Annotated in this window: 17 protein-coding genes; 9 read left to right on the top strand and 8 right to left on the bottom strand. The window is 41.0% G+C overall.

Annotated features, from left to right (window positions below):
* Window positions 1–68 precede the first annotated feature (68 nt).
* The gene (gene nagC / locus OCV27_RS11300) at window positions 69–1283 is read right to left on the bottom strand and encodes a DNA-binding transcriptional regulator NagC (RefSeq protein WP_125320674.1); all 1215 of its coding nucleotides are present in this window, start codon (window positions 1281–1283) and stop codon (window positions 69–71) included.
* On the bottom strand, window positions 1280–2422 hold the full coding sequence (gene nagA, locus OCV27_RS11295) for an N-acetylglucosamine-6-phosphate deacetylase (RefSeq protein WP_125320675.1): 1143 nt from the start codon (window positions 2420–2422) through the stop codon (window positions 1280–1282). Before nagA ends, nagC begins: the two co-directional genes overlap by 4 nt.
* Window positions 2423–2898: 476 nt before the next feature.
* On the opposite strand from nagA, the gene nagE reads away from it, so the two are divergent.
* Both nagE and glnS read left to right on the top strand, forming a co-directional pair.
* Window positions 2899–4386 carry an N-acetylglucosamine-specific PTS transporter subunit IIBC gene (gene nagE, locus OCV27_RS11290; RefSeq protein WP_125320676.1) on the top strand — a complete coding sequence of 496 codons (1488 nt, stop codon included), beginning with the start codon at window positions 2899–2901 and terminating at the stop codon, window positions 4384–4386.
* Window positions 4387–4640: 254 nt separating this feature from the next.
* Window positions 4641–6311: a glutamine--tRNA ligase gene (gene glnS / locus OCV27_RS11285; protein ID WP_125320677.1), complete on the top strand. Its 1671-nt coding sequence runs from the start codon at window positions 4641–4643 to the stop codon at window positions 6309–6311.
* Between the two features lie 141 nt (window positions 6312–6452).
* On the opposite strand, the gene fcrX is transcribed toward glnS, so the two are convergent.
* Window positions 6453–6899: a ferric iron uptake transcriptional regulator FcrX gene (gene fcrX / locus OCV27_RS11280; RefSeq protein ID WP_125320678.1), complete on the bottom strand. Its 447-nt coding sequence runs from the start codon at window positions 6897–6899 to the stop codon at window positions 6453–6455.
* A gap of 193 nt (window positions 6900–7092) precedes the next feature.
* Between fcrX and OCV27_RS11275 the strand changes: the two genes are divergently transcribed.
* Window positions 7093–7599, top strand: coding sequence for a DUF4442 domain-containing protein (locus OCV27_RS11275; protein ID WP_125320679.1), 507 nt, complete (start codon window positions 7093–7095; stop codon window positions 7597–7599).
* A gap of 38 nt (window positions 7600–7637) precedes the next feature.
* On the opposite strand, the gene fldA is transcribed toward OCV27_RS11275, so the two are convergent.
* The 3 genes from fldA to OCV27_RS11260 all read right to left on the bottom strand — a co-directional run bounded on the left by fldA (window position 7638) and on the right by OCV27_RS11260 (window position 9299).
* Window positions 7638–8171 carry a flavodoxin FldA gene (gene fldA, locus OCV27_RS11270; RefSeq protein WP_125320680.1) on the bottom strand — a complete coding sequence of 178 codons (534 nt, stop codon included), beginning with the start codon at window positions 8169–8171 and terminating at the stop codon, window positions 7638–7640.
* 47 nt (window positions 8172–8218) lie between these two features.
* Window positions 8219–8440 carry a DUF2788 domain-containing protein gene (locus tag OCV27_RS11265; RefSeq protein WP_114786627.1) on the bottom strand — a complete coding sequence of 74 codons (222 nt, stop codon included), beginning with the start codon at window positions 8438–8440 and terminating at the stop codon, window positions 8219–8221.
* A gap of 94 nt (window positions 8441–8534) precedes the next feature.
* Complete coding sequence (locus tag OCV27_RS11260) at window positions 8535–9299, bottom strand: alpha/beta fold hydrolase (protein ID WP_125320681.1); 765 nt, start codon at window positions 9297–9299, stop codon at window positions 8535–8537.
* A 142-nt stretch (window positions 9300–9441) separates the two neighbouring features.
* Between OCV27_RS11260 and seqA the strand changes: the two genes are divergently transcribed.
* Together seqA and pgm are read left to right on the top strand one after the other, a co-directional pair.
* Window positions 9442–9984, top strand: coding sequence for a replication initiation negative regulator SeqA (seqA, locus tag OCV27_RS11255; RefSeq protein ID WP_125320682.1), 543 nt, complete (start codon window positions 9442–9444; stop codon window positions 9982–9984).
* An 86-nt stretch (window positions 9985–10070) separates the two neighbouring features.
* A complete protein-coding gene (gene pgm, locus OCV27_RS11250) occupies window positions 10071–11717 on the top strand; it encodes a phosphoglucomutase (alpha-D-glucose-1,6-bisphosphate-dependent) (RefSeq protein ID WP_125320683.1) in 1647 nt (548 codons plus the stop codon).
* Window positions 11718–11827: 110 nt separating this feature from the next.
* Here the strand turns inward: pgm and OCV27_RS11245 are convergent, their stop codons facing one another.
* Window positions 11828–12580, bottom strand: coding sequence for a DUF1853 family protein (locus tag OCV27_RS11245; protein WP_125320684.1), 753 nt, complete (start codon window positions 12578–12580; stop codon window positions 11828–11830).
* A 120-nt stretch (window positions 12581–12700) separates the two neighbouring features.
* Here OCV27_RS11245 and OCV27_RS11240 point away from each other — a divergent pair, with 120 nt between their 5' ends.
* Window positions 12701–13459 (top strand): Nif3-like dinuclear metal center hexameric protein, encoded by a 759-nt coding sequence (locus OCV27_RS11240; protein WP_125320685.1) that lies wholly within the window; start codon window positions 12701–12703, stop codon window positions 13457–13459.
* A 63-nt stretch (window positions 13460–13522) separates the two neighbouring features.
* Here the strand turns inward: OCV27_RS11240 and OCV27_RS11235 are convergent, their stop codons facing one another.
* A complete protein-coding gene (locus tag OCV27_RS11235; protein WP_125320686.1) occupies window positions 13523–14812 on the bottom strand; it encodes a citrate synthase in 1290 nt (429 codons plus the stop codon).
* Window positions 14813–15207: 395 nt separating this feature from the next.
* Between OCV27_RS11235 and sdhC the strand changes: the two genes are divergently transcribed.
* Genes sdhC through sdhA form a run of 3 tightly spaced genes read left to right on the top strand, consistent with a single transcriptional unit; the run spans window position 15208 to window position 17705 of the window.
* The gene (gene sdhC, locus OCV27_RS11230; RefSeq protein ID WP_125320687.1) at window positions 15208–15600 is read left to right on the top strand and encodes a succinate dehydrogenase cytochrome b556 subunit; all 393 of its coding nucleotides are present in this window, start codon (window positions 15208–15210) and stop codon (window positions 15598–15600) included.
* Window positions 15594–15938: a succinate dehydrogenase, hydrophobic membrane anchor protein gene (sdhD, locus tag OCV27_RS11225; protein WP_125320688.1), complete on the top strand. Its 345-nt coding sequence runs from the start codon at window positions 15594–15596 to the stop codon at window positions 15936–15938. The genes sdhC and sdhD overlap by 7 nt, the downstream gene beginning before the upstream one ends.
* Entirely contained in the window at window positions 15939–17705 is a 1767-nt protein-coding gene (gene sdhA / locus OCV27_RS11220) for a succinate dehydrogenase flavoprotein subunit (protein WP_125320689.1), read from the top strand. It abuts the gene before it with no gap.
* The last annotated feature ends 9 nt before the right edge of the window (window positions 17706–17714 follow it).

The following is a 17714-nucleotide window of genomic DNA, read 5'->3' as shown; positions in this document are numbered from 1 at the left end:
TCTTGTGTGATTAAAAACGGATTACCTATGTAACCCGTAAGTCTAACCGATCATGAAAGATATGGCGCTCAATCTTCTAGCAATTTTTGTAGCAAAGCACCATTGAGCATGGCACGTTTTATCATCGAAAAAGCACCTAACGTTGGTTTTGCATCAATTTCAGATGCCACTATTGGAAGGTTCTTATGGAAAGTTGTTAGAGATTGGTTTTGAACATTACGTCTAATCGCGGGGAAAATAATATCTTCACAATGTGTTATGTCGCCTGCGATGACGATTTTTTGAGGGTTAAAAAGGTTAATTGTGATAGCAATAGCTTTTCCTAGCTGATTGCCAACTCGGATTAGACTTTGTTTAGCAAGCTCGTCACCCATATTTGCGTGTTCACAAATATCTTGTATGGTTAAACCCTCTACGCCACTCAAGGTAGATTCATACCCTTGCTTGATGAGTTTTTTAACACGTTCAAGAATGGCCGGATTGGCTGCAACGGTTTCTAGACAACCAAAGTTTCCACACTGGCATTGTTCACCGAGAGGATCAATTTGAATGTGTCCAATCTCACCAACATTGCGGTTGAAGCCAAGAAAAACCTGTCCATTAACAATGATCCCTGAACCTGTGCCACGATGGACGCTCACCAGTATAGAATCTTGACAATCTTGGCTTGCACCAAAATAGTGTTCGGCTAAAGCCATACCCCGAACATCATTACCAACGAAGCATTGGATATGAAAACTATGCTCTATAAGTTCAGCGAGAGCTAGGTTCTCGATAGTGATATTGGGCATGTACTCGACCACACCTGTTTCAGGATTGACGAGACCGGGTAGTATGATACCAATAGCAATAAGTTGGTTTATAATGGCTTGATGAGATTGAATAAAATGCTTGAGATATGTGGTGAGTCCTTCGACTAAGTCGGCTTGAGTGGTATAAAAAAACTCTTGATATTCAGATAGTAACTCTTCACCACCTAAGTTATAGAGACTGAACTGAATGTAGTCCCTTCCTAAGCGAATGGCGACTGAATGAAAAGGTGCAACTTCTGTGGTGAGAGAAATTGCCCGTCTACCACCTGTAGAAGCTTGTTGCGCGACCTCTTTTATTAAACCGCGCTCTAATAACTGTCGGGTGATTTTTGTAACGCTTGCTGGTGCTAACTGGCTGATATCTGCTACTTGAATTCGCGATATAGGCCCTTGTTGATCGATAAGTCGATAAACGGCTGCACTATTTAGCTGCTTTACTAAGTCTACATTACCTATTTGTCCGCCATTCATTCTAAATTTTGCTCATATTGTCCGTTAACAACAGTCGCTTGAACATTGAAGTCACGATCAAAAATGGTCAAGTTTGCAACCAGACCTTGTTTTATCAGGCCTAATTGTTCATCGACACCTATTGCTCTCGCAGGATATAAAGTCGCCATACGTAGTGCTTCGTCCAAAGCGATACCGACATGCTCTACTGTATTTTGAACCGCTTCAATCATGGTTAATGCAGAGCCGCCGAGTGTGCCATTTTCATCAACACACTTACCATTGCGGTAATATACTTTCTTACCAACAAAAATAAAGTAATCCATGTTTGCGCCTGCAGGAGCTGTGGCATCTGTCACTAATACCAATTTTTCCCCTTTGATTTTGTGAGCAATTCTAATGTTTGCATAATCGACATGGAAGCCATCAGCAATAATGCCAGCATATACTTGAGGAGTATCATAGACGGCACCTACCACGCCAGGTTCACGCCCCTCCATAGGTGTCATGGCGTTAAATAAGTGAGTAGCAAAACTAATACCAGATTCAAAGCTTTTTCGCGCTTGTGAATAGGTCGCATCTGAATGGCCAATTGATACTGTGATACCTGCCTGTGTGAGACGCTGAATATGCTCGGACGAATTATGCTCTGGGGCGAGCGTCACTTTGGTTATAACATCAGAATTTTCACAGATTAAATCAATCATCTTATTGTCTGAAGGGCGGATGTAATCGGCGTTATGTATGCCTTTCTTTTTTGCATTAAGATAAGGCCCCTCAAGATGCAGTCCAAGAGAGTGATTCTGATATTTAGCGTGATAGTCTCGAGTTGCTTGAATCGCATCAGCCATATCTTGATCAGACGATGTGATTAGAGTGGGTAGGTAGCTAGTGCAGCCTGACTTTAAATTGGCACGGTGCATGATTTCAAGTGTTTCAGAACTGATAGCATCATTAAACATGACACCACCACACCCATTTAATTGAAGGTCGATAAAACCAGGGCTTAGGTTAGCTCCATTAAGATCAATCGCCTTTATGCCTTGAGGAAGTTCGGTGACTGGGCAAATAGCCTTAATCAAATGATCTTTAATCACTACCGCGTGACCAATGAGAATATCGTTACCGGTATATATTTTACAATTAGTTAGCGCATACATAGCTAGCGAATCCTGGTAAATTTGTTTTTATGCATAGGTCAATGTTATTTGTGCTGAGATGCATAAGTTTGCTACTTTATTTTTGTGTTGTAATTAGATGAAACGGATGGTGAGCTAGGGATTGTAACCAATAGTAGATGAACGTCTATTTTTATATGAAATCTAGTTATATTAATGCTGTGTCAAGCTTTTATAAAATCCAGATTAATCGTTCTACTTGGTATCTATGGGTATCCCAAATACATTGAAAACCGTATTTATAGACATCCCCACCATCATTTTTTGAATTGTAAAATAAGTTTTATGATCTTGCTAGCAAAAACCTTACTTTGGCTCAAATTCTGGTGATAGTTGTCACAATTGATAAGGTTTAAATTTGCAGGGCGAATTTAAACGCATAAACTGGAGAGACTAAATTGAGCGACTAAAAAAAGTTGTCTGAAACGAAATACGAAATCCTATAGGGGGAACTGACGGTGAATGTTCTTGGATATTTTCAAAAAGTAGGTAAGGCGTTGATGGTGCCTGTCGCGACGCTTCCTGCAGCAGCAATATTGATGGGTATTGGGTACTGGATAGATCCCACCGGTTGGGGAGCCAATAGTGCGGTGGCGGCTTTTTGTATCAAGGCGGGTGCAGCCATTATTGATAATATGTCAGTACTTTTTGCTGTCGGTGTTGCCTATGGTATGTCTAAAGATAAAGATGGCGCGGCTGCTTTATCTGGTTTTGTTGGTTTCCTTGTAGTTACAACTTTACTTTCTCCCGGCTCAGTGTCTCAAATCCAAGGTATTGATTTAAATACTGTGCCTGCCGCATTTAGCAAAATCAATAACCAGTTTGTCGGTATTTTGGTGGGCATTGTATCGGCAGAGCTCTACAATCGATTTTCACATGTTGAACTTCACAAAGCGCTGGCATTTTTCTCCGGTAAACGTTTGATTCCGATTTTAACTTCGTTTGCGGGTATCTTTATCGCCTTTATTTTGATGTATATTTGGCCAACGGTTTACGGTGGCTTGGTAAGCTTCGGTGAGTCGATTCAAGGAATGGGAGAGCTAGGTGCTGGGATATATGCGTTTTTTAACAGACTTTTGATTCCTGTCGGTCTTCACCATGCGTTGAATTCGGTTTTCTGGTTTGATGTTGCAGGAATCAACGATATTCCTAATTTCCTTGGTGGTGCTAAATCCATTGCTGAAGGCACTGGTATTGTGGGTGTCACTGGCATGTATCAAGCAGGTTTCTTCCCAATCATGATGTTTGGCTTGCCTGGTGCTGCGCTTGCCATTTACCACACATCAAAATCAAAGAACAAAGAAAAAGTAGCGTCGATAATGATTGCTGCTGGTTTTGCTTCTTTTTTCACCGGTGTGACTGAGCCGCTGGAATTTTCTTTCATGTTCCTAGCTCCTATGCTGTACGTACTTCATGCGGTATTAACTGGGATTTCGGTTTATATTGCGGCATCAATGCATTGGATTGCTGGCTTTGGTTTCTCGGCTGGACTTGTCGATATGGTGCTTTCTTCACGTAACCCACTTGCGGTCAACTGGTACATGCTAATTGTTCAAGGTCTAGCATTCTTTGGTATCTACTATGTTGTTTTTCGAACTGTTATTGTGAAGTTCAACCTTAAAACGCCTGGCCGTGAAGATGAAGATTTATCTGAGCAAGTTGCAGCAGGCAGTTCATCTGACCTAGCGAAGCAATACCTTAAAGCACTTGGAGGTCATCAAAACCTGACAGCTATCGATGCTTGTATAACTCGTTTACGTTTAACCATCATAGATACTAGTGTTATTAATGAATCGACACTAAAAAATCTTGGTGCAATGGGGGTCGTTAAATTGGGCTCTAATAATGTTCAAGTTATCTTGGGTCCGTTGGCTGAGATTGTTGCTGGTGAAATGAAGAAAATCCCTAAGGATGAAGATCTCTCTGGAGTTGTCATCCCGACTTAAATAATAATGCATATTCTAAAGCCTCCTATGGGAGGCTTTGTTGTTTTTAGTGCACAGCTTTTATTTACAACCAAACTATTAGGTCGTTTTAAGTACTATTGGTAAAAATGAACCAATATTTGCTAATTAGTAATAGGTTGTAGTTGTGTAATGGTCGAGAATTGTGGATTATTAGATGTTATACGCTTAGAGCATATATTCTGCTTCAAGCTGATTATTATCTGAACAATACTACAACCATTGAGGTACTATAGATGAGTGAAGCCGAGGCTCGTCCATCGAACTTTATCCGCCAAATTATAGATAAGGATTTAGCGGATGGTAAACATACTAGCGTGCATACTCGTTTTCCGCCGGAACCGAATGGTTACCTGCACATAGGTCATGCTAAGTCAATTTGCTTAAACTTCGGTATTGCTCAAGACTACCAGGGTAAATGTAATCTTCGCTTTGATGATACTAACCCAGAAAAAGAAGACGTTGAGTATGTTGAATCTATTAAAAATGATGTGAGCTGGTTAGGCTTTGAGTGGGATGATGAAATATGTTATTCATCAAACTACTTCGATAAGCTTTATGGGTTTGCAGTTGAATTAATTGAGAAAGGCTTAGCGTATGTTGAAGAACTAAGCCCTGAACAGATCCGTGAGCACCGTGGTACCTTGACAGAAGCAGGTAAACACAGCCCATATCGAGATCGCAGCATAGAAGAAAACGTAGCGCTATTTGAAAAAATGCGTGCCGGGGAGTTTGCAGAAGGTTCAGCGTGCCTACGTGCCAAAATTGATATGGCCTCATCATTTATGGTGTTGAGAGATCCTGTACTTTATCGAGTTCGTTTTGCCAAGCATCATCAAACGGGTGACAAGTGGTGTATCTATCCAATGTACGATTTCACACATTGTATTTCAGATGCTCTGGAAGGTATTACTCACTCCCTATGTACATTGGAATTTCAAGATAACCGTCGCCTGTATGATTGGGTATTAGAGAATATCACTATTGATAGCCAACCCCATCAATATGAGTTTAGTCGTCTAAATTTAGAGTATACGGTGATGTCTAAGCGTAAGCTTAATCAGCTAGTCACTGATAAACTGGTTAGCGGTTGGGATGACCCACGCATGCCGACTATTTCAGGTCTGCGCCGTCGTGGATTTACACCAGGTGCTATACGTGAATTTTGTAAGCGTATCGGTGTAACTAAGCAAGATAATATGATTGAAATGGGTTCACTTGAATCTTGTATTCGTGATGATCTTAATGAAAATGCCCCACGAGCAATGGCTGTGCTTGATCCGGTTAAAGTGATTATCGAGAACTTCGAGGAAGGGAAAGTTGAATCACTTACGGTTGCCAATCATCCAAACAAACCTGAAATGGGGGAGCGTAAAGTTCCATTTTCTCGTGAGTTGTGGATTGAACGAGAGGACTTTCGTGAAGAAGCTAACAAGAAATACAAGCGTCTCGTTTTAGGTAAAGAAGTGCGTCTACGAGGTTCGTATGTGGTTAAAGCTGAGCGTATCGAAAAAGATGCACAAGATAACATCACGACCATTTTTTGTTCTTATGATGCGGATACTCTAGGCAAGAATCCTGACGATGGTCGCAAAGTCAAAGGCGTGATTCACTGGGTTTCAGCCAATAAATGTGTTCCGGCTGAAATTCGTCTATATGATCGTTTGTTTACCGTCGATAATCCTGCTGCTGCCGATAATTTTACAGGGGTTATCAACCCTGAATCACTAGTTGTGATGAATGGTTATATTGAGCCGAGTTTAGTTGATGCTGAAGCAGAAAAAGGCATTCAGTTTGAACGTATGGGGTACTTCTGTGCTGATGCAAAAGATTCTAAACCTAGTGCTTTAGTGTTCAATCGCACTGTCGGGTTGCGAGATACTTGGGCTAAAATTGAAGCTAAGTAACCTATTAAAGTAAATATTAAACGTAGAGCCCACTAAGTGTGGGCTTTTTTATATTAGTACCATGGTTAAATCGAAGTGATTAGGTTTCAACTAACTATAAAAAGTCTATATCTCTAGACAAATTTGCATGGGAAAGTCTGATTACTTCTTTTTATGGGCACTTGGGTTGTCTTTGCAATTGCCTGTGTTGCACTTTCCGTACAAATACAAACTATGGTTGGTTAAAGTGACATTGTACTCAGAAGCAATTTTCTTTTGTCGTTCTTCGATTATGTCATCAGCAAATTCAATCACTTCACCGCAATCTAGACAAACTAGATGATCGTGATGATGTTGCGTTGACAGTTCAAATACCGACTTTCCACCTTCGAAGTGGTGACGAGTTACGATACCCGCATCATCAAACTGGTTGAGAACACGATAAACAGTCGCCAAGCCAATCTCTTCACCAATATCTATCAGCTTTTTATACAGTTCTTCCGCACTGATGTGTTGGCATTCAGGTTGCTGTAGTACTTCCAAGATTTTTAACCTTGGTAAAGTGACTTTAAGACCAGCATCCTTTAGAGCCTGGTTGTTGTCCGACATAAATTTTCCCGTTGATTAACCGCTGAAATGAGCAGAATTCACTATTGTTACCATTATAGGGCAGTAGCTGTTAACAATAAACCACGAACTTCAAAGGGTTACTATTATTATTTTCATAAACTAGTTTGACATCACTGATGTTGCTCATTATACCAGATACAATTGGTCAATATGAATGTAACGGAAGTCGAATATGGATAAATCAATGGCCAAATTTTATAGGCCTAGGCTAGTTAAATTTGCTTTGAATATGTGGCCGCCATTTTGGGGGGCTGGTATACAAATTTTATCTATTAGTGACGATTTTCGTCAGGTTAGAGTAAAGCTTAAACTACGCTGGTGGAACAAAAATGCCAATCGTACTCAGTATGGAGGGAGTATATTTTCGTTAACGGATCCAATTTATTCCTTGATGTTAATGGGTATTCTGGGAGATGGATATTTTGTTTGGGATAAACAAGCGAGTATCAACTTTATTAAACCAGGTCATAGTGATTTATATGCCGAATTTGTAGTTACACAAGAGATGCAAGACAGTATTTTTCGGGAAACTGTGAATGGTGATAAATGTTTTCCAGAGTTTATTACTTATGTGAAGGACCGTGAGGGAAACGTTATATCAGAAATACAGCGTAAGTTGTATGTTCGTAAGAAACCAGAGCATCGAAATCAAACGGCGACAGAAAAAAAAGTAGCATAAAAAGACCTCCATAATAGAAGGTCTTTTTATTTGAAAGTTTAGCCTTCAAGTTCAGCTAGGCACATTTCTTCATGAATCTGCTTACACCAATTCGTCACACGTTCGTTGGTCAATTCTGGCTGACGATCTTCGTCGATACATAGGCCAATAAACAGGTTTTCATCACCTTCAACAAGGCCTTTTGACGCTTCAAATTCATAGCTTTCGGCAGAAGTATGTCCCAGAATAGTTCCACCTTTAACTTCAACGATATCACGGACAGTGCCCATTGCATCACAAAAGTATTCAGCGTAATCTTCTTGGTCACCACAACCAAAAATCGCAACAAGCTTGGTCGAGAAATCGATTTGTTCAAGTTCAGGGAAAAAATCATCCCAATCACATTGCGCTTCACCATAATACCAAGTTGGAATACCTAATAGAAGAAGATCGAAGTTATTGATGTCTTCTTTACTACTTTTTGCGATATCTTGTACGTGAACCAGTTGTTTACCTAGTTGTTTTTGAATCATCTTTGCAACAGCTTCAGTGTTACCTGTGTCGCTACCAAAGAAGATACCTACACTTGCCATAGATTCGTTACCTTTACCATTTTGTGTTGTGGCTTAATCAGAGGGGCTTAACCTAGCCCAGTGCCTTCCCAGCTCAATTGAATGAGGCCTTTCGCGATAAAACCGGCACAACCAAGAAAGAGCACAAGCCAAACAATACGACGACCAAACGGGGGGACATTCCCAGCTTTGAGAACATCTTTTATTGCCATACCGATTAAGAAAAAGATAGACGCAAAAAGTAAATCGAGTCCAATTGACTCTAGTATGTTCATATAGTCGTATAGCATGGAGTCCCTTTATGCCAGATTACTTGTGCCGAACTATACCATTGTTAAAAAGTAAAGTTAACGGGTATGGGGCAACGAAGCCCCCATTCTGTACTTAACGAATAAACTTATTAATTGCACGTAACACTTCTTGCGGTTTCTCTGCATGGAGCCAATGACCAGTATTAGCAATAATATGTGCTTTCGCGTTTGAAAATTGTTCCTGTATATCAGCTTGGTATTCAGTGGAAAGATAGTTTGAGTTTCCACCTTTTATAAATAAAGTTGGTGTGCTGATTTTTTCAATTTGTGTCCAGCCAAGAATCTCCCAGTAGTTGTCCCATAAGCTTGTTACGTTAAAGCGCCACTGAAAATATTGACCATTGTTATACAATGATTTTCCTAAAAACTGCCTGACACCTTCTAATTCTATATGTTGCGTTAAAACTTGCAAAGCTTGTTGACGAGATGTCGGCTTTTGCTCGACTACGGCCTTGAGGCCAGCAAAGACATTATCGTGACGTCTCTCTGGGTAACTCACTGGTGCCATATCAAGTACAATTAACTTGTCTACATCATGCTGGGCAAGTTCTGCTAATTTCATACCAACCTTCCCTCCCATGGAGTGCCCGATCAAGATGTAACGTTTTAATTCAAGATGTTCGAGAGTATTAAATACATCTTGTGCCATAAGTTGGTAGTTGTGTTCGGAAGACTGAAAAGAGGTTCCATGGTTGCGCAAGTCTAGACTCACAATCTGATAATTTTGGCGTAACTCTCTGCTGAGCAAGCCCAAATTATCTAGGTTACCAAAGAGACCATGTAGTAGGACAATAGTGTGACCTTTACCTTCGATTTTATAGTTAAGCAGTTGTGACATTTTTTTATATTCGTGATTGATTTAACGTAGTAACTCATTAGGTCGTTAATCTGCTTTGTATAACAGAACTGAAACTCGCATCTTGAGGGTAGTTGGGTATATAATCCCAACAGAGTTTAAACATAGAGATTGTGAAAAGCGAATGAAAACAATTGAGGTTGATGAGGATCTATACCGTTACATTGCAGGTCAAACCCAACACATTGGTGAAAGTGCTTCAGATATCTTACGACGTCTTTTGGATGTTGATGCTAAGAATCAGCAACCAACACCGATGAAAGCAGCGGTGCAGGCGAAAGGCATTGTGGTGAGCCGTGATGCAGTAAAACAAGAGAAAATTGATAGCGTCAGAGCCATGCGATCTTTACTTATTTCAGATGAGTTTGCAGGCCTTAAAAAGGCGATTGATCGATTTATGCTAGTACTTTCAACATTGAATCGTATTGATCCTCAAAGGTTTTCTGAAGCAACTTTGGTTAAAGGACGTAAGCGTGTTTACTTTGCAAATAATGAGCAAACACTACTAGAAAGTGGCAATACTACTAAGCCTAAAGCAATCCCTGGTTCACCTTTTTGGGTGATTACAAACAGCAACACGAGCCGCAAGCGTCAAATGGTTGATCAGTTGATGGCTAGAATGCAATTTCCTACAGACTTAATAGAAAAAGTCACGAATTCAATCTAATAATTCAGATTTTAACCTCATAATATTCATTGCTTTGAGTATTGTGAGGTTTTTTATTTCAAGGTTTTTAATAAAGGATGTCAACAATGGCGATGCACCCTCGTGCTGGACGAAAAGCCCAGCAACAAGATCTGCATAATATTCCTGAACTTGTCTCGGATTACTATCTTCTTCTACCTGAGCCTGACAACTCTGCTCATAAAGTTCAATTTGGTACCTCTGGACATCGAGGTACCGCCGGTAAATGTACTTTTAATGAAACTCACATTTTGGCTATCGTACAAGCGATAGTTGAAGTTCGAGCTACGAATGGTACCACTGGCCCCATGTTTGTCGGTAAGGATACACATGCGCTTTCTGTACCTGCTTTTTTAAGTGTTGTTGAAGTTCTGGTAGCAAATAATATCAAGGTAATCGTGCAGCAAGATAATGGCTATGTTCCAACGCCAAGTATTTCGCATGCTATTTTAACTCATAACCTCAATAATTCTGCTAAAGCTGATGGTATAGTTATTACCCCATCTCATAACCCACCGCAGGATGGTGGTATTAAATACAACCCATCGCATGGGGGGCCTGCGGAAGGTGAGTTGACACAAACCATTGAAGAACATGCAAACGCTTTAATTTCTGGCAAACTAGATGGTGTGAAAAGAATCTCTATCGAGAAAGCGAAGGCATCTGAACTGTTTATTGAAAGTGATTTAGTTACGCCTTATGTATCTGACTTGAAAAATGTCATCAACATGGAAGCGATTCAGAAAGCCAAGCTAAAAATAGGTATCGATCCTCTCGGAGGTAGTGGTATTGAATACTGGCGCCAAATTGCGATTGATTACTCATTAGATCTTACCTTGGTGAATGAAGCAGTTGATCCTTCTTTTCAGTTTATGTGTTTAGATAAAGATGGCGTCATCAGAATGGACTGCTCTTCTCCTTACGCGATGGCTGGGTTGCTGGAACATAAAGATAGTTTTGACTTAGCATTTGGTAATGACCCAGACTATGACCGTCACGGAATTGTTACCCCGAATGGTTTAATGAACCCAAATCACTTCCTTGCGGTATGTATTGACTACCTTTATCGTCATCGTCAAGGTTGGGGTCAGACAGTAGCTGTTGGTAAAACGTTAGTGTCTAGTGCGTTGATCGATCGTGTTGTTGCAGATCTTGGTCGTGATTTATGCGAAGTACCCGTTGGCTTTAAATGGTTTGTCGATGGCTTATACCAAGGGACATTGGGCTTTGGTGGCGAGGAAAGCGCGGGCGCTTCATTCTTACGTATGGATGGTACGCCATGGTCAACAGACAAAGATGGTATTATTCTTTGCTTGCTCGCAGCTGAAATTACTGCTGTGACAGGTATGAATCCTCAAGAATATTACCAAAATCTTACCGTCAAACATGGTACCTCTCATTATAACCGTCTTCAAGCCACGGCAAATGGCCCTCAAAAAGAAGTACTAGCAAAATTGTCACCAGATATGGTTACCGCCCAGAATCTTGCTGGAGATAAAATTACAGCTCGTTTAACTCATGCTCCGGGGAATGGTGCAGCGATTGGTGGCCTTAAAGTGACGACACAAAATGGTTGGTTTGCTGCTCGTCCGTCGGGTACGGAAGATATTTATAAAATATACTGCGAGAGTTTTAAAGGGGCTGAGCACTTAAAGCAAATTGAGTCTGAAGCTCAAGAAATTGTCAATCAGGTCTTTGTAAACGCAGGTTTGTGAGCTCAAAGGTCAACATCCCCCAAATAAGGAAAGGGTTGGTACTCAATGACCAGCCCTTTTTTATTTTCAAGTTTTCCTGAAGTTGTTTGTTATAGACTGACGTTTTTATATTATCCATATGGCCAACTATCAGGGACCACAAACCAAAATATCTTTTGCTGGGTTTGAGCGTGGATAAAGCGTCCACTGGTTTTTTTTAGTGGTTGTTCGAACTGCTCTAGGCCGGTTGCCCAGTACTGTTTATCTAATTCGAATAAAGGCTCATTAATCAGTTCCCATTGATGTTCATAGCACCAGTATCCTGAAATTTGAGATGGATCTATTTCGTAACCTAAACAGTGTGTTGGAGTAAACTCTGAGGAAAAGGGATTGATGTAAAGCCGTCCTTGCAGCAGTAGATGTTTAGATAAATCATTCATTTCAGGCTGTTGAGCTAAAAATTCTTTGGAGTTGCTCATTTTTAACTGATGAGAAAGCATCCTATCCAACTTTTTGTCCAATTGGTCATGTGCATTAGGACCAAACCAGGTGCCCTGATGAAGCAAATAAAATTTAATCGCTACTTCCCAGTGTTCTCGTTTATTTGTTTGGCTGTTTTTTAGGATAAGATCAATCGCTCCTATGGTTTGGCCATTACTGTCATTCAACTGGAGTTCCTCCAGCTCTATGGTGTAGAGGTCACTGTTTTCAAAAACTTTACTGCACAGGTGCTGGTATAAAAAACCCAACCTAGGGTTACCTTCGTAGGCAATATCTACAGGAGTCTTGGAAGAAAATGACAGCAGAGATTCAAAAGGAGGAGTTAATTTAAATAATGATGGAGTATTGGCTATCCAATTGTAAAAAAGCATCAGTTTACTCATATCTAGCATCTAGTTCCTTAAAACAAAGTTTATTGGTATCGCAACCAGAATAGTTTGTAACTAGCATCCTAAATGTTGTTGCCATACACTGTGTGCAAAGGCCTAGTTCTGGAAGTTACAATGGAAAATATTCAATTAGAGCGAATTATAAACGAAAAACTGTCCCCACACCTGATAAAAGACTACGCACCTAATGGGTTGCAAGTCGAGGGAAAACTCAATATTCAAACCATAGTAACAGGAGTAACAGCTTCTCAAGCTTTGATTGAAAAGGCGATAGAAAAAAATGCAGATGCTCTGCTTGTCCACCACGGTTATTTTTGGAAAGGAGAGCCTGAACCCATTCGTGGTATGAAAGGAAATCGAATCCGTACTTTGATAAAAAATGATATTAACTTATATGGGTATCATTTACCGTTAGATATACACCCCAAATTGGGCAATAACGCAGAATTAGCGAGGCTGCTTGATATTGATGTTGAAGGTGGATTGGAAGGGCACTCTCAGTCAGTTGCTATGTTTGGTCGTTTGAAACAGGCTGAAACTGGGGCTGCGTTTGCAGAAAAAATTAATAAAGTACTAAATCGCAGACCACTTCACATAGCACCGGAAAATGCCAATAAGATAATTGAAGCAGTAGGTTGGTGTACTGGCGGCGGTCAAGATTTTATTGAGTTGGCAGTTCAACATGGTTTAGATGCTTTTATTTCTGGAGAGATTTCAGAGCGGACGACCTATACAGCAAGAGAGATGGATATCCACTATTTTGCGGCAGGTCATCATGCGACTGAACGTTACGGGATAAAAGCTTTGGGTGAGTGGCTAGCCAGTGAGCATGGTTTGGATGTAGAGTTTGTTGATATTGATAATCCAGTGTAAATATTAATCGAATTAAAAAGGGCTGATTTATGTCAGCCCTTTGTATTTCAGAGGTTATCTTAATTAGTCTCTATCATGCAGAGGCTTGAAGTTACGCTGAGTTTTACCAGTGTATAACTGTCTTGGGCGGCCTATACGATTGAGAGGGTCGCTATGCATTTCATTCCAGTGTGCAATCCAGCCTATTGTTCTCGATAGTGCAAAAATTACTGTGAACATAGAAACAGGGATGCCAATGGCTTTGAGAATAATGCCAGAGTAGAAATCCACATTTGGGTATAGCTTCTTAGACACGAAGTACTCGTCAGACAATGCAATACGTTCAAGTTCCATCGCCACATCGAGTAATGGATCATCAATGTTAAGTTCTTTAAGAACGTCATGACAAGTTTCGCGCATAACAGTAGCTCGAGGATCGTAATTTTTGTAAACACGATGTCCAAAGCCCATTAGTCGGAAAGGATCATCTTTATCCTTAGCACGATCGATATACTCAGGGATTTTGTCGACGCTACCAATCTCTTCAAGCATCTTGAGACATGCTTCATTCGCTCCACCGTGAGCCGGTCCCCAAAGCGATGCGATACCTGCGGCAATACACGCAAATGGGTTTGCACCGGAAGAGCCAGCTAAACGTACAGTTGAAGTTGAAGCATTTTGTTCGTGATCTGCGTGCAGAGTGAAGATTTTATCCATAGCTCTTGCCACGACAGGATTAACATCATATTCCTCACATGGGTTAGCAAACATCATGTGTAGGTAGTTTTCTGCGTAAGTCAGATCATTGCGTGGATAAATGAAAGGTTGTCCGATGGAGTATTTGTAACACATGGCAGCGAGCGTAGGCATTTTCGACAGTAGACGATAAGCCGTAATCTCTCGGTGGGTGTCGTTATTGATATCCATTGAGTCGTGGTAGAAGGCTGCTAACGCACCCACTACACCACACATAACCGCCATTGGGTGAGCGTCGCGTCGGAATCCGTGGAAAAAGCTCGCAATTTGCTCATGCACCATAGTATGTCGTGTGACAGTGACTTTAAATTGTTCGTATTGTTCGCGTGTCGGGGCTTCACCATAAAGAAGAATATAACACACCTCTAAGTAATCAGCGTTGTTTGCAAGCTGATCAATAGGGTAACCACGGTGCAAAAGAATACCTTTGCCACCGTCAATATAGGTGATTTGAGATTCACAGGATGCAGTGGCAAGAAAACCTGGGTCAAACGTAAAATAGCCATTTGCTCCAAGTGTACGAACATCAATTACAGGGGTACCAAGGGCACCTTTCATAATTGGAAGTTCGATAGGCGCTTGACCTTCAATATGAAGGGTCGCTTTCTTATCCGCCATAACAATCTCCTTTGTTAATTATTTAATCCGTCCAGGATGTTTGTGTAACATTTTTGTACGTGTGTTCGTTATCAAAGTCAATTATTCTGCTCTGACTTGTGCACTTGTTATGATTTTTTATAACTATAAGGTTAAAAATCTGTTCTATGTAGCAAAAATTGTTACGTCAATTGTGCTAAAATATGGTCAGCCGTATATTGGCGCCGTAAATTTTGATTAAAACCTTAAAAATTAAGGTTTGGAACAGATGTGAGGTGATGTTCCATACCTTGTTGTTAGCACTTTACTACAATTTCATCCCGTTTTTTGGGCATGCTATCTGTTGAATAAATGTTAAGTTTTATAGGTTTGCATTGAAATTTCGTTCATAACAATAAATGCTTCAATGGAGCTGAGTGAGCAAGCCCGTGAAAGAAAGAAAGTCAAGACCTGTTAATTTAGATTTGCAGACTATAAACTTTCCGATCACAGCAATCGCATCCATTTTACACCGAGTTTCGGGAGTAATTACGTTTGTCGCGATCGGGATACTTCTTTGGTTACTATCCATTTCCCTGTCTTCCCCAATAGGTTACGCACATGCTGTCGAAATTGTCGATGGTTTCGTTGTGAAATTTATTTTATGGGGTATTTTGACGGCTTTGTCCTACCATATAGCAGGTGGTATTCGTCATTTGCTAATGGATTTAGGTCATTTTGAAGAGCTGGAATCTGGCGCAATGAGTGCCAAGGTTGCATTTGCAGCAACAGCCGTTCTGTCAGTGTTGGCGGGGATTTTAGTATGGTAAAACACATTTCATCTTTTGGTCGTAACGGTGTACATGATTTCTTGCTGATCCGTGCATCTGCGATCATTATGACTCTCTACACGATATATCTGGTGAGCTTTTGTGCTTTCTCAGATATTTCTTACGTCTCTTGGACACAGTTCTTTGGTGGAACTTTAACAAAAGTGTTCACAATGCTTGCGTTGGTCTCAATTCTTATCCACGCTTGGATAGGGCTTTGGCAAGTTCTTACAGACTACATTAAGTGCACAAAACTTCGTGGTTTCTTACAGCTAGGTGTCATCGCTGTATTATTTGGGTACTTTTTTTCGGGTCTATTTATTTTGTGGGGTGCGTAAGTGTCTATTCCAGTTCGTGAATTTGATGCCGTAGTGATCGGCGCTGGTGGTGCAGGTATGCGTGCTGCACTACAAATTTCAGAGCAAGGCTTAACTTGTGCCTTGTTATCCAAAGTATTTCCTACTCGCTCTCATACTGTTTCTGCTCAAGGTGGAATTACAGTAGCGCTTGGTAACTCACATAAAGATGATTGGCAGTGGCACATGTACGATACCGTTAAAGGTTCGGACTATATTGGTGACCAAAATGCGATTGAATATATGTGTAAAAATGGACCTGAATCAGTTATTGAATTAGAAAAAATGGGTTTGCCATTTTCTCGGTTTGATGACGGTACAATTTATCAGCGTCCTTTTGGTGGACAATCGAAAGAGTTTGGTGGTGAACAAGCCGCCCGAACGGCCGCAGCAGCGGATCGTACTGGCCATGCTTTATTACATACTCTTTACCAGCAAAATGTTAAACACAAAACCACTATTTTCTCTGAATGGTACGCGTTAGATTTGGTCAAGAACCAAGACGGCGCCGTTATGGGTTGTACTGCAATCTGTATGGAAAGTGGTGAAATTTGCTACTTTAAGTCTAAAGCAACGATTTTGGCAACCGGAGGGGCTGGTCGAATCTATGCCTCTACTACCAATGCTTACATCAACACTGGTGATGGTGTTGGCATGGCGTTGCGTGCTGGTGTTCCAATGCAAGATATGGAAATGTGGCAATTCCATCCAACCGGTATTGCCGGAGCTGGTGTTTTGGTAACTGAAGGCTGTCGTGGTGAAGGTGGTTACCTCTTGAACAAAGATGGTGAGCGCTTTATGGAGAGATATGCTCCTAACGCGAAAGATTTGGCAGGTCGAGATGTTGTTGCGCGCTCAATGATGATTGAAATCCGTGAGGGTCGTGGTTGTGATGGTCCATGGGGACCACATCTTAAACTCAAGCTTGATCACCTTGGTCAAGATGTACTTGAATCTCGTTTACCAGGCATTTGTGAACTGTCGCGTACATTCGCACACGTTGATCCAGTTAAGGAACCTATTCCTGTCATACCAACCTGTCATTATATGATGGGCGGTGTGCCAACTCAGGTTTCTGGCCAAGCAATCAAACAATCTTCGGATGGCCGTGATATTGAAGTTCAAGGCTTATATGCTTGTGGTGAAATTGCATCGGTTTCTGTTCATGGTGCTAACCGTCTTGGTGGTAACTCCTTGCTTGATTTAGTTGTCTTTGGTCGAGCTACAGGGCTTCATCTAGGTGAAACTCTAGCGGCGCAATCTGAGGCTCGTCCTGCGACTGAGTCTGATATTGAAGCCTCACTAGCTCGTACAATGCGCTGGGAAAACAGCACTGATGGTGAAGATCCTGTTCAAATCCGCAAAGACTTACAAACATGTATGCAAAATAGCTTCTCAGTATTCCGTGAAGGTGATGCGATGGCAGCAGGTTTAGAAGAGCTAAAAGTAATTCGTGAACGACTGAAAAATGCTCACCTTGCGGATAAGTCTTCAGAGTTTAACACTCAAAGAATTGAGTGCCTTGAACTGGATAACTTAATGGAAACGGCTTTCTCAACAGCAGTTGCAGCAAACTACCGCACCGAGAGCCGAGGAGCCCATGCACGGTTCGATTACCCAGAACGCGATGATGAAAACTGGTTGTGCCATTCAATCTACAATCCTGAAACGGAAGCAATGGCTAGACGTGACGTCAATATGACACCAGTTCATCGTGATGCATTTCCACCAAAAGTTCGTACATACTAAGGGAGGATG

This window comes from Vibrio pectenicida (assembly GCA_024347015.1).
GTDB classification, from domain to species: domain Bacteria; phylum Pseudomonadota; class Gammaproteobacteria; order Enterobacterales; family Vibrionaceae; genus Vibrio; species Vibrio pectenicida.
This window is presented reverse-complemented; position numbering and strand designations above follow the sequence as displayed.

Coding starts and splice junctions, on each gene's coding strand:
- nagC (WP_125320674.1), bottom strand. CDS start 1,283: ATGAATGGCGGACAAATAGGTAATGTAGACTTAGTAAAGCAGCTAAAT.
- nagA (WP_125320675.1), bottom strand. CDS start 2,422: ATGTATGCGCTAACTAATTGTAAAATATATACCGGTAACGATATTCTC.
- glnS (WP_125320677.1), top strand. CDS start 4,641: ATGAGTGAAGCCGAGGCTCGTCCATCGAACTTTATCCGCCAAATTATA.
- fcrX (WP_125320678.1), bottom strand. CDS start 6,899: ATGTCGGACAACAACCAGGCTCTAAAGGATGCTGGTCTTAAAGTCACT.
- OCV27_RS11275 (WP_125320679.1), top strand. CDS start 7,093: ATGGATAAATCAATGGCCAAATTTTATAGGCCTAGGCTAGTTAAATTT.
- fldA (WP_125320680.1), bottom strand. CDS start 8,171: ATGGCAAGTGTAGGTATCTTCTTTGGTAGCGACACAGGTAACACTGAA.
- OCV27_RS11265 (WP_114786627.1), bottom strand. CDS start 8,440: ATGCTATACGACTATATGAACATACTAGAGTCAATTGGACTCGATTTA.
- OCV27_RS11260 (WP_125320681.1), bottom strand. CDS start 9,299: ATGTCACAACTGCTTAACTATAAAATCGAAGGTAAAGGTCACACTATT.
- seqA (WP_125320682.1), top strand. CDS start 9,442: ATGAAAACAATTGAGGTTGATGAGGATCTATACCGTTACATTGCAGGT.
- pgm (WP_125320683.1), top strand. CDS start 10,071: ATGGCGATGCACCCTCGTGCTGGACGAAAAGCCCAGCAACAAGATCTG.
- OCV27_RS11245 (WP_125320684.1), bottom strand. CDS start 12,580: ATGAGTAAACTGATGCTTTTTTACAATTGGATAGCCAATACTCCATCA.
- OCV27_RS11240 (WP_125320685.1), top strand. CDS start 12,701: ATGGAAAATATTCAATTAGAGCGAATTATAAACGAAAAACTGTCCCCA.
- OCV27_RS11235 (WP_125320686.1), bottom strand. CDS start 14,812: ATGGCGGATAAGAAAGCGACCCTTCATATTGAAGGTCAAGCGCCTATC.
- sdhD (WP_125320688.1), top strand. CDS start 15,594: ATGGTAAAACACATTTCATCTTTTGGTCGTAACGGTGTACATGATTTC.